The sequence below is a fragment of the Nocardia sp. NPDC056541 genome (assembly GCF_042794235.1).
Taxonomy (GTDB): domain Bacteria; phylum Actinomycetota; class Actinomycetes; order Mycobacteriales; family Mycobacteriaceae; genus Nocardia.
Map to the genome: position 1 here is coordinate 271,695 of NZ_JBHTUD010000005.1, position 24,571 is coordinate 296,265.

Here is a 24,571-nt window from a genome sequence, read left to right on the forward strand (position 1 = left end):
GCTTGTCGACCCCGTTCACCCGATTCCTGCTGCGCCGCAGCGTCATCGGGATCGGCCAGCTCGGCGTGCTGCTGGTCTTGGTGTTCGTGCTCTCATTGCTGTTGCCCGGCGATGCTGCCGACGTACAGAGCAACGACGTCCTCGGCGAGCAGCAGCGCGCGGCGGCCAGGCATCTGCTCGGCCTCGACGTCGCACCGGTCCAGCGTTTCCTGGACTGGCTGGCCGGCGCCGTGGTCGGCGACTTCGGCGTGTCCTACGCCAACGGACACCCGGTCGGTGACGTGATCGCCGACCCGTTCCTGACCACCGCGCTGATGGCCGCGCTGGCCTTGGCGCTGCTGGTCCCTGTCGCCGTCACGGCCGGGTTCGCCGCGGGCTCGGCACCGGGATCGTGGTGTGATCGGATCGTCAGCACCGTCAGTATCGGGCTCGATTCCATTCCGGATTTCGTGCTCGCGGTCCTGCTCGTCAGCTACATCGCCCTCGATCTCGACCTGCTGCCCGCCACCTTCCTCGGGACCGACCTCGATACCCTGCTCGACCGTCCGGAATACCTGGTGCTGCCGCTGATCGTGATGGTCGCTCGCGTCGCCGCTCCCCTGGTTCGGCTGGTCCGCGCCGGTGTCATCGACGTGATGGATCAGCCCTATATCGCCGCGGCCCGCCGTCTCGGCGTCGGCCGGATATCGCTGCTGACCCGCCATGTCGCGCCCAACGCGCTCGCGCCCGCGATGCAGGAACTCGGGCGCACCGGGGACGGATTGCTCTCCGGTGTGCTCATCGTGGAGGCGGTGTTCGTGGTGCCCGGCATCGCGTCGGCGCTCATCGGCGCCATCGGCAACCGTGACGACCCGGTCATCCTCGCGATCGTCGCGATCACCGGGGTCGTCGCGATCGCGATCAACACCGTCATCGATATCGCCGGGCAACGCATGGTGCCGGTGTCGGCCGAAGGCATCCGCCGATGACCCTGCGCCGCTGGATCTACAGCGTGCTGGTCGCGGTGCCGGTACTCGTCGCGACCGTGGGGCCGTTTCTCGCCGTGGGGGCGCCACCGCACCGTCAGTCGCCGTTCGGGCCGTCGGACTGGTCACCGTTCGGCACCGACCGACTCGGGCGTGATGTGCTGGCCGCCGCCCTCACCGGCGGACGGACATTCCTCGTCGTCGCGGCCGTGACAGTCGCCATCGCCTATCTCGTCGGGTCGCTGATCGGTGTCGCGGCGGCCGCGGCGCCACGCGCGTGGGTGGACGAGTTGCTGATGCGCCCGATGGATGTGCTGCTGTGTCTGCCCTCGTTGCTCATCATCATGGTTGCCGCGTTGCGCACTCGTGGCTCAGCGGTCGCGATCGCGTGTGCGATCGGTTTCGTGCTCGTCGCGCCGATCGCGCGATTCGTTCGCATGACGGCCCGCGGGACTGTCCACGGTACGGTCATGGACGCGTTGCGGATGCAGGGCGAGAGCCGCGCCTTCCGATACGGCAACTACGCGGTTGCCGAGATGTCCCGGCCGATTGCCGCCGATCTGGCGTTGCGGTTCACCGCTGCCGTGTACTTTCTGGCGTCGGCCAATTTCCTCGGCCTCGGATTCGACACCACCTCGACCGATTGGGCGGTGTCGGTCGCGGCCAACAAGGACGCACTGACCATCGCGCCCTGGTCGGTGGCCCTGCCCGCGCTGTTGATCGTGGCGCTCATCGTCGGGGTCAATCTGCTCGCCGACGACCTGCTCGCCGACCCTCGCACCCACGCCGCACGCCTGGCCACCCGTGACCGCGATGGCTGAGCCGCTCATCAGTGTGCGTGCGCTACGGGTCACCGCGGGCCGGACCGTCCTCGTCGACGACATCGACCTCGATGTGTACGCCGGCGAGATCGTCACCCTGTTCGGTCCCTCCGGTGCCGGCAAAACCACCATCGCTACGGCGATTGCGGGCGTCGCGGTCGCGGGAACTGTTGTCGCGGGAACCATTCGGTGCCCAGGACCGCGGAGCAGCGTGCGGATCGGCTACCTGCCCCAGCATGCGGCGTCCACCCTGAACCCCGCTCGCAGAATCGGTACCGCGCTGGCCGAGCTGGAGCGGCTGCGTCGACGTCGCCTCGGGCTGCCGCGCACCGACAGGGCCACCCGGCGCGGCCACGTTGCCGACGTGCTGACAGCCGCGGCGTTCGAGGTGTCCGACCACACAATGGCCACCATGCTCGGCAAGTATCCGTTCGAGTTCTCCGGCGGCGAACGTACCCGGCTCGCGCTGGCGCAGGTGCTGATGTCGGATCCCGATGTGCTCATCGTGGATGAGCCGACAGTCGGATTGGATCCCCTCGCGCGAGCCGCCCTGCTCACCGGACTCGACCGGCTGCGTCGGACAGGCAAAGCCGTAGTGCTCGTCACCCACGACACCGTCGCCGTCGACCGGGTCAGCGACCGGACGCTGTTCGTGCGCGCGGGTCGGCTCCACGACAGCGACCGACCCGCGCCGGTGGCAGCACCGCGCCGACGACGAGCGTCCGCGGTGTCACCGCCTGTTCTGCGACTGCGCGATCTCGCTGTCTCCCATCGACGTTCGCGCGTTCTGCGCGGTGTCGACCTCGATCTGCATCGCGGTGAACTCGTCGCGATGGTCGGCGTATCCGGGGCGGGCAAGTCGACGATCGGTCGTACGATCGCCGGACTGGTCGGTCCCGACAGCGGCCACGTGCTGCTCGACGGCGAACCACTGGCCCCGCTGCGCCGGCGTAGTCGCGCACAGATCGCCGCCGTTCAGTACGTGTGGCAGGAGTCGGCAGCCTCGTTCGACCCTCGGCGCACGATTCTCGACCAGGTCGCGGCCACCGCCGTCCGGCTGCGCGGAGTCGACCGAGACACCGCCCGCCGGCACGCTCACGAGTTGCTGAACGACTTGGGTATCGATGCGCGGCAAGCACTTCGATATCCCGCGGGATTGTCCGGCGGCCAGCTTCAACGCGCCGCCCTCGCGCGAGCACTCGGCGCCGAACCCGCTGTCCTGGTGTGCGACGAGATCACCACCGCGCTCGACGCGCCGCTGACCAGCCGAATCCTGGAGTACCTCGACAGCTACCGGCATCGAACCGGCGCCGCGATTCTGATGATCACCCATGATCTGCGTACCCACCTCCACCGCGCCGACCGGATCGTGATGGTCGACGCGGGGCGCGTCATCGAGGCCGGCGTACCAGCCGAATCCTGCGCCGACCAGCCCATCCCGATCCTGTCCGGATTCCTGGCCGCCGACGAGGTCGGCCACACCCGGCGACTCCGCCGTACCAGAGGGACACCAACACCCACCTGAACACCGCAGTCCTCGCCCGCTATGGGACGGGTTGGTGGCCCCGGCCCAGCGGGAGCGCGACGCGCAGGGCTCGAATTTCCTCGACCAGGTCGGCATAGCCTTCCTGGACTTGAGCAAAGCGCAGGGCGGCATGGTGCTGGTGTTCGGCGCTCTTGGTGTGGCGCAGTGTCCACTGAACGTGGGTGTAGGTGTCTGCCACGTGGCTGATCACCTCGCCGAGGGAATGGGTGTGCCGGCGGCCCGAGGTGGGGCGAGGAAGATGACAGGCCGACCACTCGTCGATCAAGCCGATGACGGTGTTGATCCGGCCGCTGGTGGTAGGCGCGTCGAAGTCGGCAGGCCGGCGGGTGGTCGACACCGACGCGGTGAACAGAGTCGCGTGCAGATCCGCCAGCTCGCGTGCCCATCCGATCAGCGGCGACCCGCCCTGCAGGTTCCCGGCGACGGCGAGCAGTAACTGACGGGCCTCCAGTAACCCCTCGGCGGTCCGCACGCGTGTGTTCTCCCCAGCGCGGCTGTCGGGCTTCGCGGCGGAGCCGCCTGCGTGCGTCACAGCTACACACACCCGGCTCACCGGCGTCTGCCCATTGCCCGATGGCCACGTCTCGGCGTCGTCGTAGTCATGAGCTGAGTACATCGCCGAATAATCTCTGCGACAATGACATTCGACAGGGCATGTCGTAAATGCCGCTGTGTGGGGATGACATCATCGGGTTGCGTCGACATTGCTACGCGGTCGCGAGGCGATGTTCGGTCAGCTGGTGCGGAGTGTGCCGGGCGGTGCGGACGGCCCGCCGGATCGTCTGACAGAGATCGCGAACATCGGATCGCGAGGACGCGAGACTCGCGGCGTGCACCAGCTGCCCCAGCCGGTCGCCGACTCGCCCGCTGTCGACCTGACCGGTCATGTCCAGGCAAGCCGTCGCGACGGAGACCGCGTCATCGATCTGGCCGAGGCGGAAGGTGCCCGTGGCGATGGTGATGTTGTCGAACAGAATGCTGCGGGCAGGTCGTCCCGGCGTGGACGCGGCCAACGAGGCGCGAGCGGCATCGACGGCTTCGGCTGTGTAATGTTGCGCGGTCTGTCCGCGGGCTGTCAGGGCGTACTCGTTGTAGATCACCGATCGCATCCCGGTGAACTCTCCGGGGGTGAAGAACACCCGGGTCCACGGGTCGATGGGATGATCTGCGACCCGGGCGATCTCGTCTTCGGCTCGGGCGAGCGCGGTCCGCATCCGGTCGACGTCGCCCATCATCGCGTGCGCCCAGGCCTCATTGGCATACAAGCGCGCCGATTCCCCACCGCCGGTGGCGTCTTGGGCAGGTAGCTGGCCGAGTTGGAACATCCGCAGAGCGACGCGCGGGTCGCGTTCGATCAAGCTGATCCGCCCCAGCACGTAGAGCGTTGACGCGACCAGGCTGTCCGCACCCGCTCGCCGCGCGGAAACCAAAGCCATGGTGGCGTATTGGCGGGCGCGATGCTGGTCACCGATGTCGTGGTAGGCCCACCCGATCAGCCGGGCCAGATCGGCGGTGGCGACCAGCAGTGCGTGCGCGAGCGTCGTGTGTCCGCGGTATCCGGCCAGCAGCGCGGTCGTCGATTTCAGGAGATCGACGGCCGTGCGCGCGACCGAGCCACCACCGTGTCGCTGATCGCGTTCCCGCAATCCCGAGGTGGCGCTGCGCACCGCATCGAGATCGAGGCACCCTGTGTCGCAGGGCATCTCGGGAACGTCGAGGGAAGGCAACCAGGGCGTCAGGATGTCAGCGGAACCGACCACGGCGGTCGCGAGGGCCTCCAGCAGCGTCGCATCCGCGCCGCGCCGCGTACCGGCACCGACGAACTCGGGAGCCTGTGACACCACTTCACGAGCGAACCCCACATTCAGGCCCGGCGAGGACAGCACGGAATCGATCTCGGGAACCGGTGCGCCGAGCGCAGCCAGCAGAACGCGATAGGACTTGCTGGGCCTGCGGACCTCGCCGAGTTCCCAGCGCGCGATGTGTCGTTCCGAACACGCGACATTGACGCTGTCGCGGCGAGCTCGGTCGTTGATCAACTCGGCGAAATCCCCACGGCTGAGCCCTAATCGAGCGCGACGATAGGTCCGAAGTCGCTGCCCCCAGCTGTTCGCGGCTCCGGCATCGAGAGTGCCGCGGAGGGTGTCTGGGTCGGTGACGTCCATGAGTGGGCCCCACTCTTCTTGCGCCGCAGGGTATGTCGCAGTTCGGATACACCCTCCGACTTGTTCGCCAAATAATCGTGGTTGATAATCTAACCTGATAATCAGGATTGCGAAACAGGTGGCAGCCGCCGCCCAGCAGCCCGATACGGTGGGATCCATGGCACGAACCGCACGAAAAGTGCTGCTAGGTCGAGAGATCGACGCGCTTCTGCGCCGGTCTCGCACTACCCAGGCCGACGCGGGAAAGATGATCGGGGTGAGCCAGTCCCGCATCGCGGCGGTGATCAGCGGCACGGGAAATCTGAGCGCCCAGGCACTCGACGAGCTGGTCAGGCAGCTCGGCGTGACCGACCACGACTACATCGCGATCCTGCTCGATCTCCGCGAAGACAGCCATCGCCGCGGATTCTGGAACTCCGGCTACCGCCGCGCCTACATCGAGGAACTGCGACTGCTCGTCGACCTCGAGGCGGTGGCGGATCGACTACGCGAGACCGCTGCCGAGATCGTTCCCGGCCTGCTCCAGCACGAGAGCTACATCCGCGCGCTGCACGAACCCCTCCAACTCGACCCCGACGATCCGGACGCGGTCACCGTGGACGACTACGTCCGAGCCCGCGTCGCGCGTCAGCGAATCCTGCTCGCGCGGGGCGCACCCGAGTTCCACGCGATCCTGTCCGAATCCTGCCTGCGCCGCACCTACGGCGGAGACGCGGTGATGCTCGACCAGATCACCCACCTGCTCGAGCTGTCCGCCCGACCCAACATCCAGATCCAGGTCATGCCCTTCACCCACCAAGCACCTGGCGCCGGCATGGAAGACCGCTACATCCTGGTTCGCGTGCCCTCCCCGGGAGCGGCCGGCGATCTCGAGATGGCCGTCGTCGAAGCGCAGGGCGAGATCCGCTACATCGATGACAAACCCGCCGTCGGTATCCGCGACAAGATCTTCAACCGCCTGGCGATGACCGCCTTGAGCCCCCACGACTCACGTCAGTTCATGGAACACCTCGTCCGCGGCCTCCGCAGCCGCCCCACCATTCAGCGATAGACCGGCACCACCGCAACCGCAGAGGAATCACGATGTCCGACAGCGACTTCGAGCCACGCCCGATCGACACCAACAAACCCAGCTCCGCACGCATCTATCACCACATGGTCACCGGCGAGGTGATCTTCGAATCGGATCTGCCGTTCATTCATCGGCTCTACGCCGACATCCCCTTCTATCCCCTGTGGGCCCAGCACAATCGCCGGTTTCTCGCCCGCGCCGTTCGCTACATGGCCGGCACCGGAATTCGCCAGTTCCTCGACATCGGGTCCGGCCTGCCGACCGGCGGCAACACCCACGAGGTCGCGCGCGAGCTCGCCCCCGATTCCCGCGTCGTGTACGTCGACAACGACGAAGAAGCGATCAACCGGGCCCGCGACCTGCTGCGTGAACAGGGCGTCACCGACACCGCGACGATGGTCGACGCCGATCTGCGCGACCCCGCGCGCATTCTCGCCCACCCCGATACCCAGCGCCTGATCGACTTCACCGAACCCGTTGGGCTGCTACTGGTTTCGGTGCTTCCCTGGGTCACCGACGCCAGCGAGCCCGGCAAGATCGTCGCGCAACTGCGCGATGCCCTCGCCCCCGGTAGCCACATCGCGATGACACACGTGTCCCTCGAAGACGCGGGCGCGGAGATCAAAGCACAGGTCGCCGCAGGCGCGGCGGTCTTCACCGATGCCAGCACACCGGTCACCCTGCGCACCCGCGCGCAGTTCCAGACCTTCTTCGACGGATGGACGATCGCCGACCCCGGCATCACCTACGCCACCGACTGGCGACCCGAACAGCCGATCGACCACGACGACTACGCCCGCCCCTGCAATTTCGCGGCTATCGGCAGTCTCCCCTAGTGTGTGCCCGCGCTGCCGGCACCGTCGCCGGCAGCGCTGTTCGAAAGGATCCACCATGTCGTTACCGACACCGCCCGCTGCTCACTTCCGCAAAGCGGCCGCCAGTTCCCCCCAACAGGCGTGCGTGATGGTCTACCGCGACAACCACCGCACCCTCATCTGGGACGACAAACTCGCGCGCCCGGTCACCACCGCACACCCTGTCCCCCTCGAGGAATGCCTGACCCTCGACCACCACCAGTTCGAGGCCCTTCAGGCCGCGATCCGAGCAGACCGGCCCATCCGTGGCGCCCTGACGATCACCCGAGCATCCGACGACCTCTACGAATTCAGCGCCGCGCCGGAATGCCGTGCCTCCGCCGGAGCCGCCCGGCTCTTCTTCGACCACCTCGAATACACCGCGTTCGTCCACGCGGTTCGGCACCGCGAGTTCGAACGATCGACCTTCCTCTCCCACGCCGCGTGACCGACTCAGCCGTGAGCCGCCGCGTGCCGGCACAGCTCGGCCGCAGCACCTCCTGACAGCCGCGATACCCCGCACCCTCCGCTCAGATCCGACATGGCCACCGACCCCGAAACCGGTGTAGGTGCTGATATTCGGGTCGGGTGAGGGGTGCGCGGGCCGCGGCTCCGGGATGCGGCGTGAGTCGGCCCAGCGCCGTCAGTCGAAGGTCGAGCTGTATGCCGCTCACCGGCTACCTCTGCCATGGCTGCATCCGCCTCAGGTCGCACACCAGCCACTTCCCAACCGAACGAGCTGAGAAATTCCGCTAGCTCAGTCCAAGTCGATGCGAACGGTCAGCAGATCGGTACCAACCGCTCGTACCACTGCGCTGTTGGCCCGCGGCAGCTCACGAAGCCGAGCTCGTGCGTCGTCGCCGCGCACCAAGTGAGCGGTGCCGGAGTACCACCGTCCACGAATACGCAGTCGAACACGGTTGTTCACCTGGATGTTTCGAATGTATTGGGATTTTTCACCGAACTCGGAAACGAGCCAGAAGGAGTTGCCGCTTCGACGGCCGCCGATCGGCGTGACCCGCGGCTGACCGCTTTTGCGCCCCGTTGTTTCGAGCAGGGTCTGAATCGGCAACCGTCCCATGATCGGGTTACCGATGTATCGTTGCCCTGCCGTCACCACTCGGTGTTGCAGGTCTCGCAGCTTGGTCACATTCCAAATCTTACTGAGCCAGTTGTTGGCCAACGGGTCAGCGCGGCGTTGCACCCGGTCATTGATCGTTGGGCGTCCCGCGACAACCCCGAGGCCGCAACCATGGTCAATGACCGGGCATGCACAAACTGACTGAGCCGCCACGAATTCAGCGACACCCGTGCGTGGTTCACGCCAATAAACGCTTACGCTCCGAGCTGCCCGGCATCGGCCGCCGACGATCTGATCACGGTGCTGGCGGGCAGATTCTTACCAGTCACGGGTCATCAGCATGTTGACCTGGATGAGGAACATTGTCAGCAGGTACCCGTACATCATGATCTGGAAGACGATCAACGCGCGCTTGCGGTTGCGGTCCTGTTCGTTCATAGCGACTCCTAGTTCGTGGACTGGATGTGTGTGGCAGTGGGCGACAGGTGTGCGGCTGCGATCTCTCGCAATCCGTCGTGGATCGCTCCGTCGCTGCTGAGCGGCGCCAGGATGCAGACCTGGGCCGCCTCGAGTTCGTCAACTCCCGCGGCGACCAATCGCGCCGCAGCGACCAGAACCCGGGTGGAGGGCGGTTCGAAGTGGAAAGCCTGGTCGGCCTGGCGGATGGTGGTGGCGCAACCGACGAGTCGGTGCGCGGTGGCGACCTCGACGCCGGATTCGGCGGTGATCACCTCTGCTTCACGATCGGGTGGCAGGTAGTCCATCCCGAGGGTGACGAAGCGTTGCCGGAAGGAGGGTTTGAGTTCCTTGAGCGAGCTGCGGTAGGCCGGGTTGTAGGAACAGACCAGCATGAAATCTGCTGGTGCGAGGACTGTTTCGTCGGCGCGGTCGAGGTAGAGGGTTCGCCGGTGATCGGTCAGCGAGTGCAGGATCGCGAGTGAGTCGTGGCGAGCCTCGACCACTTCGTCGAGGTAGCAGATCGCGCCGGTCTTGACCGCGCGTGTCAGCGGTCCGTCGGTCCAGATGACGTCACCGCCGGTGACCATGAATCGACCGACCAGGTCGGAGCTGGTGAGGTCGTCGTGGCAGCTGATGGTGACGACCTCACGCCCGAGGGCGCGGCCCATGTGCTCGACGAAACGGGTTTTCCCGCATCCGGTGGGGCCGGTCAGCATCACGGGCAGGTGTTGATGGAAGGCCCGCTCGAACAGGCGGACTTCACTGCTGTGGGCGAGGTATCGATCGGTATTCATTGGGTTGTCAACTCTCGATGGATGTTTGCCAGGACTCTCGGAAGGTCCTCGACCTGACGAATCCGCTGTGACCGGCGTGACCCGAACACTTCGGGCAGCGGGTCGACGCGGGTGGGGCCGACCCCGAGGTAGTAGGTGAGCACGCCCGCCTCCTCGGCCTCGGCGACCGCATGTGCGACATCGGCGAACGCGTAGCGGCCCTCGTAGCCTTCGTCGGACATCAGTCCGTCGCCGATGATGATCAGCAGTCGCCGTTCGCTGGGTTGCTCGAGCAGCCGCTTGGTGAGGTGCCGCACAGGTGCGCCCAAGCGGGTGTAGCCGCCGGTCATGAGTCCGGCCTTGCTCGGATCGACGAAATGCGGATCGGCGAAGTCCTTCAGGCAGCCGACTTCGACTCGGTGCCTGGTGTTGCCGGTGAAAACGAAAATCGCGTGTCTTTCCCGGGCCAGTGTCATCGCCCGTGACATCGCGTCCGCGCACGCGAGTTCCAGTGCGAAGATCCTGCCGCCGTTGAGCCCGAGCGACGAACTGCCGTCCAGCAAGAGCGCTGTCGTGCAATCACGTGAGCTGGGTACCAACTCCCGGAAGATTTTCGGCTGCCCGGCCGCGCCGGTCCGCACCGCGACGTGGTGGCGTACGTAACGGTCGATGTCGAGATCGGAGCCGTCCTCGAGTCCACCGCGCATTTCCCGGTGAGTGCGCTGTTCGAACCACCGCCGGATATCGGGCGAGACCGCGGTGACCGGTGTACTGCGGGTCGAGTGGCGGCGTTCGACAACTGCGACGTGGTCCGCCAGAAACGATCCGGTCCACAGATTCCACTCCGGATATGGGATCCCCGAGCGCTGATCGGTCCGGACCTCGAAGTCCTCGTCTTCGGGACGGCTCGGCGGCGGAAGCGTAGAGCTGCGCTCCCCTCCGTCGCCACCGACAGGGATGGTGACCATCCCTCGGCGGTCGCTGCGTGCGGAACTCCACGGCATCCGGCCGTAGACCCGGCGGATCGTCGCCGCCAACACGCCCCGGGCCGCCGTCGCCAACGGCAATCCGCCCAGCAACGGGTGTGGCGGCAGTGGCCGCGAGCGGGCCAGTTCCATCGCACGCTCCAGCATCGCGTGCCCCTCCAGATCGTGGTCGGCGATCTCGAGGTCGGGGGCGATTCGCCGCAACTCCGGCACCAGACCGGGAAAACGCTCGGCGATCCATCCGGCCGCGACACCGCCTTCCACCCAGGACAGCGCCACACGCTGACGTGGTGACAGCTCGTGCAATGCGTAGGCGGCGATGCGGTCCTTGGACGGCGAACACTGCAACGCGACACCACAGGTGAGCGTCGCGCGCGTCCATTCCGGCGCCATCACCGGGTAGGGAACGCTCACGAGTGTGCGGGCACGGTTCAAACCGAACCCGCGCGCGGGCCCGCTCATCAACCGCACGCCTTCTCGCCGCTTCTCGGAGAAGGCAACCGCGGTCACCGAACATCCACGCTCGACGGCCAGTGCGTGGCTCAGATCGTCGGGGTACAAGAGACCTCCTGATGTACCGATCGACAGTCGCGATGTCGGGGGTCCATGATCAGAAGGTTCCGATGTTCTTGATGAGCCAGTACCAGAACACGACGATCGCGATCATCGCGCCCCAGCACACCGTCAGGCGAAAAATTTCCTGCCACATGTTTCTCACTCCAGATCGTGTCATCGGCCCGAATCGTGATGCCCACGACCAGGACCGGTGCCCGCCTATCGGGCTTCGAGACTTCGTACGGTGGTCAGCAGGTAGCTGTCGAGGACCGTGTGACGCAGCTGCCTGGCTTCGCCGGTGACCGCCAGCAGCCCATACAGGCCATCGACGAAGAACATCGCGCTCTGATGCGCGGGAATCTTCCGCTGCGCGGCAGAGCTTTCGATGATCGCGGCTACGGCGGCGGCGACCGGGCACTGCGGCCATCGCTGGGATCGGCGGTCGGACATGAAACGCTCCGACATGAGATCCCGGAACAACGCTGTGCCGAACCGGCTCTCGAGCGCGAGCACGAGATCGATGGTTCGCGCCAACGAGGTCGCCAGATCCCGCGGTGCCGAAACCGAACTCCGCAGGCTCTGCGCGATCGCTGCCTCCTCGCGGTCGGCCAACGCGAGAAGGATGTGCTCCTTGTTCGGGAAGTGGAAGTAGAACGTCGCGCGGGCGACGCCTGCCGCCGCGGCAATCTCGCCGAGGTCGGCCGCGGCCATCCCGGCAACCCCGAACTGCGCCACCGCCGCCTCGAAAAGTCGCTCGCGGGTTTTGATCTGCCGGAGTCTCCGCGAGCCTGCAATGGCCGCGATCGTGACCGTGCTCATGTGTCGATCCTCAAAGTTCAGCACTGGGATCGAGCCGCGCTCGACAATCTCACGAGCGCGACCGGACCTGCTGACGTCTTGGTTGTTCCGGCCCGGTGTCACCGGGCGGCTGGTGTCACCGAGGCGGCGACTTCGCGGCATTCTCTCGGGCGATCCGCTCGTCGTGGTTGCGGACCAGTTCGCGGAAGCCGATTCGTTCGTAGTCCGGCTTCGGTTGTATTCCCCACTCATCGCGTGCGGTGGTCTGGTTCGCAGCTTCCGGCGCGCCGCCGAAGGGCGGGCCGGACAACGGGTAGGGGAACTCGCACTCGAGCGCATCGTCGGAGTAGCGCACCTTCATCAGCTCGCTACAGATCTCGGTCAGCGACAGCGATGGGTAGCCATACCAGATCGCGATCGCAGGAACGGTCAGAGAGCCCTCCACGACGAGCGCGAACAGGCACACCATGATCGCCCGTTGGAGCCATTTGTGCATTCGAGCGAACGTCGGCGTGGTGCCGGCCGGAAGCGAAGTGTCCTGCTCCGGAGTTCGACTGCTGCTTTGATCGGTCATTTTCTGTGTCTCCGTGTTTCGCGGGGAATTTCAGTCGGAGAAGATCTCACGATTGACTGTGTGCAGATAGGGAATGGCCAGGAATGGCGTTATGTACCAGATGTCGTAGAGCCACCAACCGAACACCGGAAGCACCGTCCCGCTGTACCGCAGGTCCGCATAAATGGTCATGTTCGCGATATATCCGACCCACATCACCACACCGAACCAGCAGGTGACGATCAGCCATTGATGACCCCAGCGCTGCATCCGAAGGAAAGCGATCGCGGCAGCGATCCGCAGCGGGAATACGATGAAGATACTGGCGATCTCCCACGACTTCTCTCCGGGCGCACCGGCACCACCGATCCACAATTCGTTGTAGTGCCAGAAATACCCGGCATCGAAGAAGTTGCCCCAACCGGTGAAGAACACCCGATTCACCAGGCTGTGGCTGGCGAAGATATCCAGTACCCATCCCACGGTGTTGATCGCGGCGTCCAGGATCACCAGATACCCGATTACGGTCACGATCATGGGGCGCACCGACAGATTCGCCTGCTGAGCGCGCCGCAGTAGCCACAATCCCCGCAGGAAGATCGGCAGCCCGATCAAACCCAGCACCAACGTGCCCATCAGCACCGTGCCCACGATCAACCACCGGTCGGCCTCGCGTTGAGCTGCCGAAGACTCGTCCAGATGCTGATCGTAGGACACCGAACCACCCGGCCCCGGCGGCGAGTCCGCCCGTTTCTCACCCGACTGTCGGTTGAATATCGACAAGTTCATGAAAGTCCTCACCAACTCCTGAATTACGACTCGAAGCGCGACGAAACGTTTCCGGCGCGCAGCTGATAGCGACCGGAGACACTCACCGTTCCGGAGCCGAATACATCGATCGCCAATAGTTCTGCACTATCGACCGATTCCTCTTGAAGTGCCGAGAGCAACTCGCGCAACACTGACTCTATTCAGAGAAATGCCACGTCACAGTTCGCCTCCGCACTACGGGCACAGCCCACAAGTAAACCAACGAACACCGCCACAGACGGCATCGTCGAAGATAGGGTTGCGCAAACAGAGGACTTCGGTATCGAGCGCACTTACACAATCTGCACGCTCGATGGCGGCATGCCGTGAATTCTCGGTCTCGGCACGCCGTGTCAAATTCCCTTCATGGCCAGAAAATAACAGGCGATACAGGTTTACCATGTTGTATCTCCTGCTGTCCAGGGCTCTTCGGAACAGGGCCCGCGAATGCCGTCGGATCTCAGCCGATGCCCCGCGCGGCGACCGCCCCTACCGCCCGCTCAGCATCGGCCCGGACCGTCGAGACGATAGATTCGACGTATGCGCACAACAGGCTGGCTAGGCCATCCACCGGCAACCGACGACGAAGCGCGCGCTCGGATCCTCGAGGCCACCCACCGCTGCGTCGAACGCCGTGGTGCGCGCACCACCATCTCCGACGTCGCGTCCTCGCTGGGGTTGAGTCGCGCCACCGTGTACCGCTACTACGAGGGCACCGCCACACTCCTGCAAGCGGCGGCGGTCGAAGGCACCCGGGAGTTCCTCGATCAACTCGGCGACCACCTTCGATCCTTCGACGACCTCGCCGAAGCCGCCGTAGAAGGCGTCACGTTCATCATCACGCAGGTGCCCTCGCAGCCCTACCTGCAACTGATGTTCGAGGAATCCACCCACACCCTGCTGCGCACAGTTACCTCCGAAACCACGCGCGCGATCGCACGCGCCCTGCTGGTCGAACGAACATCCGTCGACTGGACACGGACCACCATCGATTCCAGCACCCTCGACGAGCTTGTCGAATGGATCCAACGGATCGTCCAGTCATTCCTGTCCGACCAGACGGAAAGCCCCACACGCACCCCCGAACAACTGCGCGAATACCTCCACCGATGGCTCGGCCCCTCGATCAGGACCTGGGCTACCGTCGCCGACAACGCCCCAAGTCGATCAGCTCCCGAAACCGCTCCTGCGACGACACCATGAGAAGACATCCGGGTCGGCTACCACCTCACCACCAACCCGAGTACGCGAGCAGACGGTGGGATAGCTCGCACCAACAGCCGATAAGCTTCGATGTCTGGGATGTTGGGTATCAGCTCAAAGAGGAATCCGCGATGACCAGGCGTTTTCCGGTTGCCCATGTTTGCGTGTCCTGCCGAGGAATCGAACCTGCGACAACAAGGCGTTGCCTACCCGACCTCGACCACGAGCTCAAATTTCCGGCGACTACTGCGGGAGACCTGGGGTCCGAAATCAAGGCAAAGCAGCTCGCAGCCGACCCGAACATCTACGACCTGAACATGATTGAACGCTGCAGCGTCGGCGGCCTCATCACCTACAAGACCCGCGACTGACCCCCGATAACGTCTGCATCCCGATCATTGCCGCCCAGGTGGGGAGGCCGGCCTCGTCGGGGGCTTATCGGTGCGGACCCCGCGGAAGCCGGGTTGTGCATGGCCGGTCACTGACCTGGTGCTACCACCGAGTGGGTAGACCGCTGCATGCAGTACTGAGGGTCGTGCCTGTGTGTGGCCGGGCTGCACATTGCGATTCCTCGGCACAGCCTCTGCAACCATCGTTCGAGGTAGGTAGCTGTGCCAATCAACACCAGGTATCTCGCGCTGTCCAATTCGGTGTCGAACCATGCCCCGACGCTCGGGCGAACTCCCTCCGGGCGAGCTCAGTCGCGAAGCGAGGTCACCAGCATCGCCATCCCGGCCCCGGTGAACAACACCGTGACCCCTGCCAGGACGACGAACCCGAAATTCGGCTCCATCCCGTTGGCGAGCAGGGTCGGCACGAACACTCCGAGCGGCACGGCTGCGGCGAAAGCCCACGCACCCAGCCGGAATGCCCCCATGAACACTCCCACCGGCTCGAATATCCCTACCAACGCCAGCCCGACCCCCACGAACGCCAGCCACAGCCACCACCCCAGACGCCCGGTCTGACGCGGGTTGTAGGAATCGGACTGCCCGTCGATGACGACGCCGACGACCTGTCCCTGCCACGTCCGCAATGTCGCCTGCCCACCTTCGCGGGCCTTGGCGAAAAGTTCGCCGTTCACGTCGTGCGAATGCTGCGTCCCGTCGCGCATCCACCTGATCGTGAGGTGATTCGTCGTGGTCGTGCTGGTGGTTCCATCGTCGTTGAAGTGGGTGGAAGTCGAAGTGGACGTGTCCTTCTCGATGATGGTGACGGTCTCTTCGTCGAAGCAGCTGCCCGCACTCTTCTCACATGCCACCTGATGCCGATACTCCCGCGTCTGGTGAAACGGATCCACGGCATGCGCCAGCGCGAACACCACCAGTCCGGCCCCGACCAGGAACGCCAGCGCCCTACCAACCATCGCCTCTCCCACCAAGTTCCGATGACACACCTGCAGCGAGGTTGATCCGAACTTCCCCGAAGAGCCTCCGACACTACCGCCGCAAGCCCTCCCACACTCCAATTTTCTCTACGCTGGGCAATGATTCGCGTGAGTCGTGACCTCTTCGCCTCCCGCGTGCCGGCGGGCACCAGGCACGACCACAGACGGATACCGCTGGGCGGCTGATCAGGCACCCACCCACCGCCACGGGCAGCAGCTCCACCCGCCGCCCCCCCGTTCCCATCGCAGTTGTGTTTCTACGATTTGCACGCCGGTTTACACGGGTATCTGCGGGAAGCGCCCGGCAGCTTCGGGACATACAGCTAGCCATCTACCTGCGCGAACAGAGGGAGAATGGGACGAGTCGAGCAATGGTGACTTCTGTTCGGGTTGAGCGCAATTCTGTTCGTGGGCGGTGGTGTCGGGTTGTATCGATGCCATGGCAGCACAGGAAACCCCGGTCGCCGAGGTAGACAGCTTCACCGCCGAATGGCAGCAATGGCACCGTCAACAGGAGGCGCGACTGGCTGACCGGCACGGATTCCTGGCCATCACGAACCTGCACTGGCTCACCGAAACCCCGGAGCGGTTCACCGACGCGCCCGGCACCTGGTCCACCGGTGCCGGCGGTGTGGTCGTGGTTCTCGATGAGGGCGAGGAATTGGTCGTCGAGGGGACACCGGTGCACGGCCGTTACGAGTTCGGCGCGATCGCCGAGCGCGACGGGGTGAACGCGGTGTGGGGTGACGCGGTGATCGAGGTCGCGCGCCGTGGTGGCAACGACATCGTTCGCCCTCGGCACCCGAACAACCAGTTGCGCACCGCGTTTCGGGGCACACCCGCGTTCGCGCCGGACCCGAAATGGGTGGTGACGGGTCGCTACGTTCGGTTCGAGCAGCCGCGACCGACCACCGTCGGCGCCTCGGTTGAAGGGCTCGAACATGTCTACGACGCACCGGGACAGGTCGAGTTCGACATCGACGGTCAACCGCTGCGGCTGACCGCGTTCCCCGGCCGGAATCCCGGCGACCTGTCGGTGCTGTTCACCGATACCACTTCCGGAGTCACCACCTACGCCGCGAATCGCATTGTGCAGGTGTCGACTCCGGCGCCCGACGGCACTGTCGTGCTCGATTTCAATCGGGCGGTCAACCTGCCGTGCGCCTACACCGATCTCGCGACCTGCCCGCTGCCGCCCGCCGAGAACAGGCTCCCGATCGCGGTCGAGGCGGGGGAAAAGATCCCCTACGAGCGCCAGGGATGAACTCACCGCAGATCAGCACGCTGGCGTTCCTGACGCCGGGCAACTACCTCGACGACGATCCGTACACCGGGCTCGAGGACACGCTGCAGCTGTTCGAATACGGCGAGCGCCTCGGCTTCGACGGTGCGTGGATCCGGCAGCGTCATCTCGAGCACGGCGTGGGTTCGGCGGCGGTCTTCCTGGCCGCCGCCGCCCAGCGCACCAGCCGAGTAGAGCTGGGCGCCGCGGTCATTCCGATCGGTTACGAGAGCCCGTTCCGGCTGGCCGAGGACCTGTCGCTGGCCGATGTGCTGTCACAGGGCCGACTACAGCCCGGTTTCAGCGCGGGCACCCCACCGCACGCCGATCTCATCGGTGACCTGGTCTTCGATGGTGACTGGCGCAGCTTCGACCTGTCCTACGGCCGGGTGGCCCGTCTGCTCGAGAACCTGCGCGGGGACTATCTCGGCGACGCCGACACCGTCATCCAGTCACCGGGCAACACTCAGCGTCCCCGTCTGCAGCCGCACAGCCCCGGCCTCGCCGATCGTGTGTGGTACGGCGGCGGGAGCATCCGATCCGTGCACTGGACCGCGGAGAACGGACTGAACCTGCTCAGCGGCAACATCGTTTTCGGTGACGCCAGTGACGATTTCACCACCTCCCAGCTGACCCTGATCGCGGACTACCGCCGCCTGATCGACCCGGCTCGACCCGCCCGCGTGGCGGTCGGACGTGTGATCGTGCCGTTCGACAGCGCCGACCCTGCGACCCGCGAGCGCTACCGTGCCTACGCCGCGAGCCGCCACGACCGCACTCTCGGCCCGCAAGGTGAACGCCGAATTCTGTTCGCGCCGGACATCGTCGGCACCGCGGAGCAGATCCTGGAACAGCTGCGAGCTGACCCGGTGCTCGCGCAGACCTCGGAGCTGCGCCTGGAATTGCCTTACGAATTCCACCGTGAGGATTACGAGCAGATCCTGCACGACACCGTGCACCTGATCGCTCCCGAACTGGGCTGGAAACCGACGTTCACGAACGCGGCGAGTACGTCGGCGTGACCAGCCGCTCGGTGCATCGCCGAGCGTAGGAGCGAGCACAACACCGGTTGGGAGCGAGCACAACACCGGCACGGCCTCGATCCGCGCCGATGGATCGCGACGGTGATCCCGTGTGCCGGGCGGCGAACAATCAACCGAAGTCGCTGCCGCCACCCGGAAATCGCTGAGGAAGAGGGATTACGTCTCCCTCAGCGATCACTGGATGGGCTAGGCGGCGCGTCTGCGCAGGGCGGGGTCGGCCAGCGCGTCGGGGATCTTGCCGGTGTCCCGGTCGGCGAAGATCGTGCCGGGCGGGACTATCTCGTCGATGCGGTCGAGGATCTCCTCGCTCAGGACGACATCGGTCGCACCCAGATAGGCGTCGAGGTGTTCGCCGGTACGCGGGCCGATGATGGCGGCGGTGACATCGGGGTGGGCGAGCACGAAACCGATCGCGAGCTGGATGAGCGTGAGTCCGGATTCCTCGGCGAGGACGGCGAGCGCGTCGGCGGCGGCGAGTTTGGCCGCGTTGGCGGGTGCGTCGATGTCGAATCGACCCGGGATCAGTTCGGCCCGATGCGAACTCGGTTGAGGTGCGCCGAGGCGGTACCCACCAGAGAGCCACCCCGCGGCGAGCGGGCCGTAGGTGATGACGCCGAGTCCGTACTTGCGGGCGATCGGCAGGGTCTCGCGTTCGATGCCGCGAATCAGCGGTGAATACGGAACCTGTTCGGCGCCAGAGCGATTGGCCTTGGCCCGGTCGGCGATCCACTGGGCTTCGACCAGTTCGCCGGGCGAGAAGACCGAGGTGCCGTAGTAGCGGATCTTGCCCGCGCGGACGAGGTCGTCGAGAGCGGCGACGGTGTCCTCGAGTGCGGTCACCGATTCAGGGCGGTGCACCTGGTAGAGGTCGAGGTGGTCGGTGTCGAGGCGACGCAGCGAGTCCTCGACGGCACGGACGATCCAGCGCCGGGAGTTGCCCCGGTGGGTGGGGTCGTCGTCGACGGCGTTGTGGAACTTGCTGGCCAGGATCACCTGGTCGCGACGGTCGCGCAGCGCCTTCCCGACGATGATCTCGGATTCGCCCCGCGAATAGGTGTCGGCGGTGTCGATGATGTTGATTCCGGCGTCCAGCGCCCGATGGATCAGCGCGATCGATTCTTCGTGGGTGGTGCCGCCACGGGAACCGAAGTTCATGGTGCCGAGCACATACGGGCTCACCCGGACTCCGGTACGGCCGAGCAGGCGCAGGTCGGACAGGCTCATCGGGTGGCTCCGATCGTCGTGCGGCGGCGGACGGCCGCGTCGGTGAGCGAGGGCGGCAGGTAGCCCTCGTCGGCGGGGCTGAGTGTGGTTCCGGGCGCGACGATCTCGTCGATGCGGTCGAGCACCTCGGTGCTCAGCCGCACATCGACGGCGCCGAGCTGGGTCTCGAGGTGGGCCAGGGTGCGCGGCCCGATGATGACGGTGCTCACCGCCGGATGCTGGAGCACGAACGCCAGCGACAGATGCACCAGCGAAATGCCCGCTTCGTCGGCGAGTTTCGCCAATTCCTCGGCGGCGGCGCGCTTGCGCTGGTTGGCTGCCAGTTCGGGGTCGTGCCGGTGCGGCTGCCGGGCGAGCCTGCTCGACTCGGGCGCGGTCTCCCCCGCCCGGTAGCGGCCGGAGAGCCAGCCGCCCGCGAGCGGACTCCAGGTGAGTACGCCGAGGCCGTGCCGTTCGGCGATCGGCAGGGTGGCGCGTTCGGCGCCGCGAGCCAGGATCGAGTACGGCGGCTGCTCGGTGACCGGACGCGCCAGGTTGCGGTCCTGAGCCACCCATTGCGCCTCGACCAGCTGATGCGGTTCGAACGTCGTGGTGCCGTAGTAGCGGATCTTGCCCGCGCGCACCAGATCGTCCAGCGCGCGCAGTGTCTCCTCCAGCGGGACGTCCGGGTCGGGGCGGTGCACCTGGTAGAGGTCGAGGTGGTCGGTGCCGAGGCGGCGCAGCGAGTCCTCGACGGCGCGGACGATCCAGCGCCGGGAGTTGCCGCGACTGTTCGGGTCGGTGCCGATCTGGCCGTGGAACTTGCTGGCGAGGACCACGTCGTCGCGGCGGCCGCGCAGGGCCTTACCCACGATCTGTTCGTTCTCACCCTGGGAGTACACGTCGGCGGTGTCGACGACGTTGATGCCCGCGTCCAGGGCGCGGTGGATGATCGTCGCCGCGTCGTCGTGGTCGGGGTTGGCCCAGGCGCCGAAGTTCATGGCGCCCAGCGTGAGCGGGCTCACCAGTACGCCGGTGCGGCCGAGGTGTCGCAGTGTCATGGAGTGGGTTGTCACTTTCAGGTTGTGGAAACGGTTTCGCGGGCAAAGGAGTTCGCGGGTTCGGACAGGCCGAGGTGGCCGCGCAGGGTGGTGTGTTCGTATTCGCGACGGAAGAGCCTGCGCTTGCGCAGTTCGGGCACGACCTGGTCGACGAAGTCGGTGAGGTAGCCGGGCAGGACGGCGGGGATGATGGTGAAGCCGTCGATGCCCGCGTTGCGGTGCCACAGCTCGATGTGGTCGGCGACCGTCTGAGGTGTCCCGATCACCACGCGGTGCCCGCCCAGGAACTCGGTGAGCAATTGCCGCACGGTGTGGCCGGTTTCGAGCGCGTAGCCGGTGAGGGAGGCGAAGAAGCCCTGCGGGCCGATCCGGTCGGCGGGCAGCGTGGTGAGCTGGTGCGGCAGCGGGGAGTCGAGGTCGAGTTCGACGTCGGGATAGCCGAGCCAGCGGGCGAACTGGCGCACCGGAGCGCTGTCGGGGTGCAGCCGCCCCTGCAACTCGTCGAACTGTGCGCGGGCCTCGGCTTCGGTGGACCCGATCACCGGGACCAGGCCGGGAAGGATCCGGATCGCGTCGCCGTCGCGGCCGGAAGCCACCGCTGCCGAGCGGATCTCGGCCGAGAAGCTACGCGCGGCAGACAGGCTGAGCTGGGTCGTGTAGATCGCCTCGGCATGGGCGGCCGCGAAGGCCCGGCCCTGCGGGGAGGCTCCGGCCTGCACGAGAACCGGGCGACCCTGCGGAGAGCGCAGCACATTCAGTGGACCGGCGACGGAATAGAACTCGCCCCGGTGATCCACCGCGTGTACCCGATCCGGATCGGCGAAGACACCGGCTTCCTGGTCGCCGATCAGCGCATCGGATTCCCAACTGTCCCAGAGCTTCTCGGTCAGGGAGACGTACTCGGCGGCACGCCGGTACCGTTCGTCGCGCTCGGGCAGCTCGGCGATGCCGAAGTTGCGGGCGGCGTTCGGTTCGAACGTGGTGACCACATTCCAGCCCGCTCGGCCCCCGCTCACGTGGTCGAGCGAGAGGATCCGCCGGGCCAGGTTGTAGGGCAGGTTCAGCGAGGTGGTCGCGGTGGGGATCAGCCCGATGCGCTCGGTCGTCACGGCCAGCGCCGAGCTGAGCAGGATCGGGTCGAGCGTGGCGGCGGGCGCTCGGGCGATGCCGGGCTGCTGCACCGGGATATCGGGGAACAGCAGGCCGTCGAGTCCGCCGCGTTCGGCCTCGGCCGCGACCCGCTGGTAGTGCGAGAGCTGGATGAAGGCGTCGGCGGGCAGGGTCGGTTCGAGCCAGGCGGCCGGGTGGTAGCCGGCGCTGCCGACGTTGACGAGGAAGTGCAGTCTGCGTGCCATCAGTCAGCCCCTTCTGCGATGGTGCCCGGGTAGGTGGGAACGGGCAGACCGAGGTGACCGCGCAGGGTGGTCGCCTCGTAGTCGGTGCGGAACACGCCGCGCTCGCGCAGGATCGGCACGACACCGTCGACGAAGTCGTCGAAGCCGCCGGGCAGGACATCGGGCATCAGGTTGAAGCCGTCGGCGATGCCCGCCTCGACCCAGTCGATGATCGCGTCGGCGACCTGTTCCGGTGTGCCGGTGACGATGCGGTGGCCCGCGCCGCCGCCGAGGCGCCGCAGCAGCTGACGCACCGTCAGGTTCTCGCGCCGGGCCAGGCCCACGGCGATCTTGTAGAAGGTCTGTGACCCGCCCGCCTCGTCGGGGTCGGCCAGCAGGTGCCACGGGAGCGGGCCGTCGAGGGTGAGATCGTCACGGTCGACGCCGAGCTGGGTGGCGAGCCGATCGAGCGCGTAGTCCGGTGGCACGAGTTCGGCCAGCAGTTCACGGCGCTGGGCGGCCTCGGCTTCGGTGGAACCGAGCACGGTGGACAGGCCGGGCAGGATCAGCACGTCCTCGGCCCTGCGCCCGTAGCCGACGGCACGCGCCTTCACGTCGCGGTAGTACTCCCCCGCCTCGTCCGCGGTCTGGGCGGCGGTGAAGATCACCTCGCCGACCCGGGCGGCCAGTGCCCGGCCGTCTTTCGACGCACCGGCCTGCACGACCACCGGTTCGCCCTGCGGCGAGCGCGGAACATTCAGCGGACCGGCCACGTCGAAGTGCGGGCCGTGGTGATCGACGGCGTGGATGCGCGTGTAGTCGGCGAAGCGGTGGGTGGCCTTGTCGCCGATCAGCGCGTCGGGCTCCCAGCTGTTCCAGAGCGCGCGCACCACCTCGACGAATTCGGCGGCGCGTTCGTAGCGGGCGGCGTGGGCCGGTTCGGCGTCGAAGCCGAAGTTGCGCGCCGCGTCGACACCGGCGGTGGTGACCACGTTCCAGCCGGTGCGACCGCCGCTGAGCAGGTCGAGCGAGGCGAAGCGGCGGGCGACGTCGTAGGGGTCGTTGTAGCTCGACGACAGAGTGGCGATGAGGCCGACGCGCTCGGTGGCCGCGGCGAGGGCGGCCAGGATCACGGTCGGTTCGAGGCTGTTGAACGGCCGGTACCGGATGTCCTCGCGGATGGCGGGCCCGTCGGCGAGGAAGATCGCGTCGAACTTGGCTTCCTCGGCGCGCTGGGCGATGCGCACGTAGTGGTCGAGGGTGAAACTCGCGGCGGGGTCGGTGCCGGGGAAGCGCCACGAGCCGCCGAACACGCCGGCGTTGAGAATGTTGACGTTGAGGTGGACCTGTCGGCGGGTCACGGCTGTTCCTCCTTGGCACGGCCCGTCGCCAGCGCGGCGCGACCGAGATCGGCGAGCACGAAATCGCTCTGCGGGAAGTGGATTCGCCCGACCATGGCATCGCGATGGTGGCGTTCGAGGGGATGTCGTCGGTCGAGGCCGGGGTTGCCGGTCAGGTCGAGCGCGGATTCGGTAACCCGGATGGCGGTGGAGGTGGCCACATGTTTGGCCAGTGCGGGCAGGCGGCCGTGCTCGTCGTCGGCCAGGCTCGCCACGCCCTGGCGCACCAGTGCGCGGCTGGTCTGGATCCAGGCTTCGATCTCACCCACACGGTCGTGGAAACGCGGCACGGTGGCCAGCGAATCACCCAGTGCGGTGGGCACTCTGGTGTGCAGGTAGCGCACCAGCCAGTCCCGCGCCGCGATCGCGACGCCGTTGTAGTTCGCGGCCAACAGCAGGGGCAGCGATTGGCGCCCGGCTCGGCGAATCTTGGCGGAGCCGCCGTTGGGGTCACGCAGGTCGACGAGCCTGGCTTCGGCGACGACCGTGCCGTCGAAGACCACCGACTGAGTGTCGGAAGCGCGCAGGCCCAGGTGATTCCAGGTCGGTTCGACGTGCCAGTCGGTGGCGGTGCGGTCGAGCAGGAAGGTCGCCACACGCGGGCTCGGTTCGGCGGTGCTGGTAGTGACGGTGAACCAGCTCAGCCCGGAAATGCCGGTGGCGTAGGCCTTCTCACCGTCGATTCGCCAGTCCCCCGAGGGCAGGCGGGTGGCGGTGGTGGCCGGAATGCCGCCTCGGGAGAGGCTGCCCAGTTCGCGTTCGACGGCGAGCCCGTTGATCAGCGCGCCGTCCGTCGCGGCCGAGCGCAGCACCAGTTCCTTCAGTTCGGCGGGCCACGGGCTGTCGTCGCGGAGCAGGCTCAGATGGTTGGTGTAGTTCCACTGCAGGATCAGTCCGACCGACGGGTCGGCGGCGCCGACGCGTTCGATCACCTCGACCGCCTCGGCGAGACCCGCTCCGAGACCGCCGTATTCCACCGGAACCGTGAGCGCGGGCGCGCCGATCGCGCGCAGCGCCTCGAAGGCTGCGAACGGAAAGGCCCCCGCCCGGTCGTGTTCGGCGGCGCGATCGGCGATCAGTGCGAGCGCGTCGGCGAACGCGTCCTCGTCGAGACCGTGCACGGTGTGTGCTGGTGCCACAGCGGTCATGCGGGTGTCACTCTCCTGGTCGCGTCACGACCGCTCGGCGGCGGTCGAACGCAGATCTGTGCGGCGCACCGG

At 66.6% G+C, this 24,571-nt stretch carries 24 protein-coding genes; 10 read left to right on the top strand and 14 right to left on the bottom strand.

The window, feature by feature from the left end; genetic code table 11:
- The first annotated feature begins 2 nt into the window (after positions 1 to 2).
- Genes ACFQ9R_RS11205 through ACFQ9R_RS11215 form a run of 3 tightly spaced genes read left to right on the top strand, consistent with a single transcriptional unit; the run spans position 3 to position 3,311 of the window.
- Positions 3 to 968, top strand: coding sequence for an ABC transporter permease (locus tag ACFQ9R_RS11205; RefSeq protein WP_378990292.1), 966 nt, complete (start codon positions 3 to 5; stop codon positions 966 to 968).
- A complete protein-coding gene (locus ACFQ9R_RS11210; RefSeq protein ID WP_378990293.1) occupies positions 965 to 1,786 on the top strand; it encodes an ABC transporter permease in 822 nt (273 codons plus the stop codon). Before ACFQ9R_RS11205 ends, ACFQ9R_RS11210 begins: the two co-directional genes overlap by 4 nt.
- A complete protein-coding gene (locus ACFQ9R_RS11215) occupies positions 1,779 to 3,311 on the top strand; it encodes an ABC transporter ATP-binding protein (protein WP_378990294.1) in 1,533 nt (510 codons plus the stop codon). The genes ACFQ9R_RS11210 and ACFQ9R_RS11215 overlap by 8 nt, the downstream gene beginning before the upstream one ends.
- Positions 3,312 to 3,330: 19 nt before the next feature.
- Here ACFQ9R_RS11215 and ACFQ9R_RS11220 read toward each other — a convergent pair whose 3' ends face one another.
- On the bottom strand, positions 3,331 to 3,948 hold the full coding sequence (locus ACFQ9R_RS11220; protein WP_378990295.1) for a hypothetical protein: 618 nt from the start codon (positions 3,946 to 3,948) through the stop codon (positions 3,331 to 3,333).
- A gap of 91 nt (positions 3,949 to 4,039) precedes the next feature.
- Positions 4,040 to 5,656: a hypothetical protein gene (locus tag ACFQ9R_RS11225; protein WP_378990296.1), complete on the bottom strand. Its 1,617-nt coding sequence runs from the start codon at positions 5,654 to 5,656 to the stop codon at positions 4,040 to 4,042.
- On the opposite strand from ACFQ9R_RS11225, the gene ACFQ9R_RS11230 reads away from it, so the two are divergent.
- Genes ACFQ9R_RS11230 through ACFQ9R_RS11240 form a run of 3 tightly spaced genes read left to right on the top strand, consistent with a single transcriptional unit; the run spans position 5,655 to position 7,871 of the window.
- A complete protein-coding gene (locus ACFQ9R_RS11230; RefSeq protein WP_378990297.1) occupies positions 5,655 to 6,548 on the top strand; it encodes a helix-turn-helix domain-containing protein in 894 nt (297 codons plus the stop codon). The two genes, ACFQ9R_RS11225 and ACFQ9R_RS11230, sit on opposite strands and share 2 nt — an antisense overlap.
- A gap of 32 nt (positions 6,549 to 6,580) precedes the next feature.
- On the top strand, positions 6,581 to 7,405 hold the full coding sequence (locus ACFQ9R_RS11235; RefSeq protein ID WP_378990298.1) for an SAM-dependent methyltransferase: 825 nt from the start codon (positions 6,581 to 6,583) through the stop codon (positions 7,403 to 7,405).
- A 55-nt stretch (positions 7,406 to 7,460) separates the two neighbouring features.
- Positions 7,461 to 7,871, top strand: a complete 411-nt coding sequence (locus ACFQ9R_RS11240; RefSeq protein ID WP_378990299.1) for a hypothetical protein — start codon at positions 7,461 to 7,463, stop codon at positions 7,869 to 7,871.
- 309 nt (positions 7,872 to 8,180) lie between these two features.
- Here ACFQ9R_RS11240 and ACFQ9R_RS11245 read toward each other — a convergent pair whose 3' ends face one another.
- The 6 genes from ACFQ9R_RS11245 to ACFQ9R_RS11270 form a co-directional block, all read right to left on the bottom strand.
- Positions 8,181 to 8,573, bottom strand: a complete 393-nt coding sequence (locus tag ACFQ9R_RS11245) for a nitroreductase/quinone reductase family protein (RefSeq protein WP_378990300.1) — start codon at positions 8,571 to 8,573, stop codon at positions 8,181 to 8,183.
- Positions 8,574 to 8,950: 377 nt separating this feature from the next.
- A complete protein-coding gene (locus tag ACFQ9R_RS11250) occupies positions 8,951 to 9,757 on the bottom strand; it encodes an AAA family ATPase (RefSeq protein ID WP_067445129.1) in 807 nt (268 codons plus the stop codon).
- Entirely contained in the window at positions 9,754 to 11,283 is a 1,530-nt protein-coding gene (locus ACFQ9R_RS11255; protein ID WP_378990301.1) for a nitric oxide reductase activation protein NorD, read from the bottom strand. The genes ACFQ9R_RS11250 and ACFQ9R_RS11255 overlap by 4 nt, the downstream gene beginning before the upstream one ends.
- A gap of 213 nt (positions 11,284 to 11,496) precedes the next feature.
- Positions 11,497 to 12,198, bottom strand: a complete 702-nt coding sequence (locus ACFQ9R_RS11260) for a TetR family transcriptional regulator (protein WP_378990302.1) — start codon at positions 12,196 to 12,198, stop codon at positions 11,497 to 11,499.
- Between the two features lie 13 nt (positions 12,199 to 12,211).
- Positions 12,212 to 12,649, bottom strand: coding sequence for a hypothetical protein (locus ACFQ9R_RS11265; protein WP_067445123.1), 438 nt, complete (start codon positions 12,647 to 12,649; stop codon positions 12,212 to 12,214).
- A 30-nt stretch (positions 12,650 to 12,679) separates the two neighbouring features.
- On the bottom strand, positions 12,680 to 13,417 hold the full coding sequence (locus ACFQ9R_RS11270; protein ID WP_084472288.1) for a hypothetical protein: 738 nt from the start codon (positions 13,415 to 13,417) through the stop codon (positions 12,680 to 12,682).
- A 561-nt stretch (positions 13,418 to 13,978) separates the two neighbouring features.
- On the opposite strand from ACFQ9R_RS11270, the gene ACFQ9R_RS11275 reads away from it, so the two are divergent.
- Both ACFQ9R_RS11275 and ACFQ9R_RS11280 read left to right on the top strand, forming a co-directional pair.
- Positions 13,979 to 14,641 (top strand): TetR/AcrR family transcriptional regulator, encoded by a 663-nt coding sequence (locus tag ACFQ9R_RS11275; RefSeq protein ID WP_378990303.1) that lies wholly within the window; start codon positions 13,979 to 13,981, stop codon positions 14,639 to 14,641.
- 131 nt (positions 14,642 to 14,772) lie between these two features.
- Positions 14,773 to 15,012: a hypothetical protein gene (locus ACFQ9R_RS11280; RefSeq protein ID WP_378990304.1), complete on the top strand. Its 240-nt coding sequence runs from the start codon at positions 14,773 to 14,775 to the stop codon at positions 15,010 to 15,012.
- Between the two features lie 326 nt (positions 15,013 to 15,338).
- Here ACFQ9R_RS11280 and ACFQ9R_RS11285 read toward each other — a convergent pair whose 3' ends face one another.
- Positions 15,339 to 16,007 (bottom strand): hypothetical protein, encoded by a 669-nt coding sequence (locus tag ACFQ9R_RS11285; protein ID WP_378990305.1) that lies wholly within the window; start codon positions 16,005 to 16,007, stop codon positions 15,339 to 15,341.
- A gap of 460 nt (positions 16,008 to 16,467) precedes the next feature.
- On the opposite strand from ACFQ9R_RS11285, the gene ACFQ9R_RS11290 reads away from it, so the two are divergent.
- Together ACFQ9R_RS11290 and ACFQ9R_RS11295 are read left to right on the top strand one after the other, a co-directional pair.
- Positions 16,468 to 17,292, top strand: a complete 825-nt coding sequence (locus ACFQ9R_RS11290; protein WP_378990307.1) for a DUF1684 domain-containing protein — start codon at positions 16,468 to 16,470, stop codon at positions 17,290 to 17,292.
- Positions 17,289 to 18,332: an LLM class flavin-dependent oxidoreductase gene (locus ACFQ9R_RS11295; protein WP_378990308.1), complete on the top strand. Its 1,044-nt coding sequence runs from the start codon at positions 17,289 to 17,291 to the stop codon at positions 18,330 to 18,332. The genes ACFQ9R_RS11290 and ACFQ9R_RS11295 overlap by 4 nt, the downstream gene beginning before the upstream one ends.
- A 207-nt stretch (positions 18,333 to 18,539) precedes the next feature.
- Here the strand turns inward: ACFQ9R_RS11295 and ACFQ9R_RS11300 are convergent, their stop codons facing one another.
- From ACFQ9R_RS11300 to ACFQ9R_RS11320, 5 genes are read right to left on the bottom strand one after another with little or no spacing between them, the layout of a single operon-like run.
- A complete protein-coding gene (locus tag ACFQ9R_RS11300) occupies positions 18,540 to 19,577 on the bottom strand; it encodes an aldo/keto reductase (protein ID WP_378990309.1) in 1,038 nt (345 codons plus the stop codon).
- Positions 19,574 to 20,617, bottom strand: coding sequence for an aldo/keto reductase (locus ACFQ9R_RS11305; RefSeq protein ID WP_378990310.1), 1,044 nt, complete (start codon positions 20,615 to 20,617; stop codon positions 19,574 to 19,576). The genes ACFQ9R_RS11300 and ACFQ9R_RS11305 overlap by 4 nt, the downstream gene beginning before the upstream one ends.
- A gap of 17 nt (positions 20,618 to 20,634) precedes the next feature.
- A complete protein-coding gene (locus tag ACFQ9R_RS11310; protein WP_378990311.1) occupies positions 20,635 to 21,972 on the bottom strand; it encodes an NtaA/DmoA family FMN-dependent monooxygenase in 1,338 nt (445 codons plus the stop codon).
- Positions 21,972 to 23,312, bottom strand: a complete 1,341-nt coding sequence (locus ACFQ9R_RS11315) for an LLM class flavin-dependent oxidoreductase (RefSeq protein ID WP_378990312.1) — start codon at positions 23,310 to 23,312, stop codon at positions 21,972 to 21,974. The genes ACFQ9R_RS11310 and ACFQ9R_RS11315 overlap by 1 nt, the downstream gene beginning before the upstream one ends.
- Positions 23,309 to 24,499: an acyl-CoA dehydrogenase family protein gene (locus ACFQ9R_RS11320; RefSeq protein WP_378990313.1), complete on the bottom strand. Its 1,191-nt coding sequence runs from the start codon at positions 24,497 to 24,499 to the stop codon at positions 23,309 to 23,311. Before ACFQ9R_RS11320 ends, ACFQ9R_RS11315 begins: the two co-directional genes overlap by 4 nt.
- Between the last annotated feature and the right edge of the window lie 72 nt (positions 24,500 to 24,571).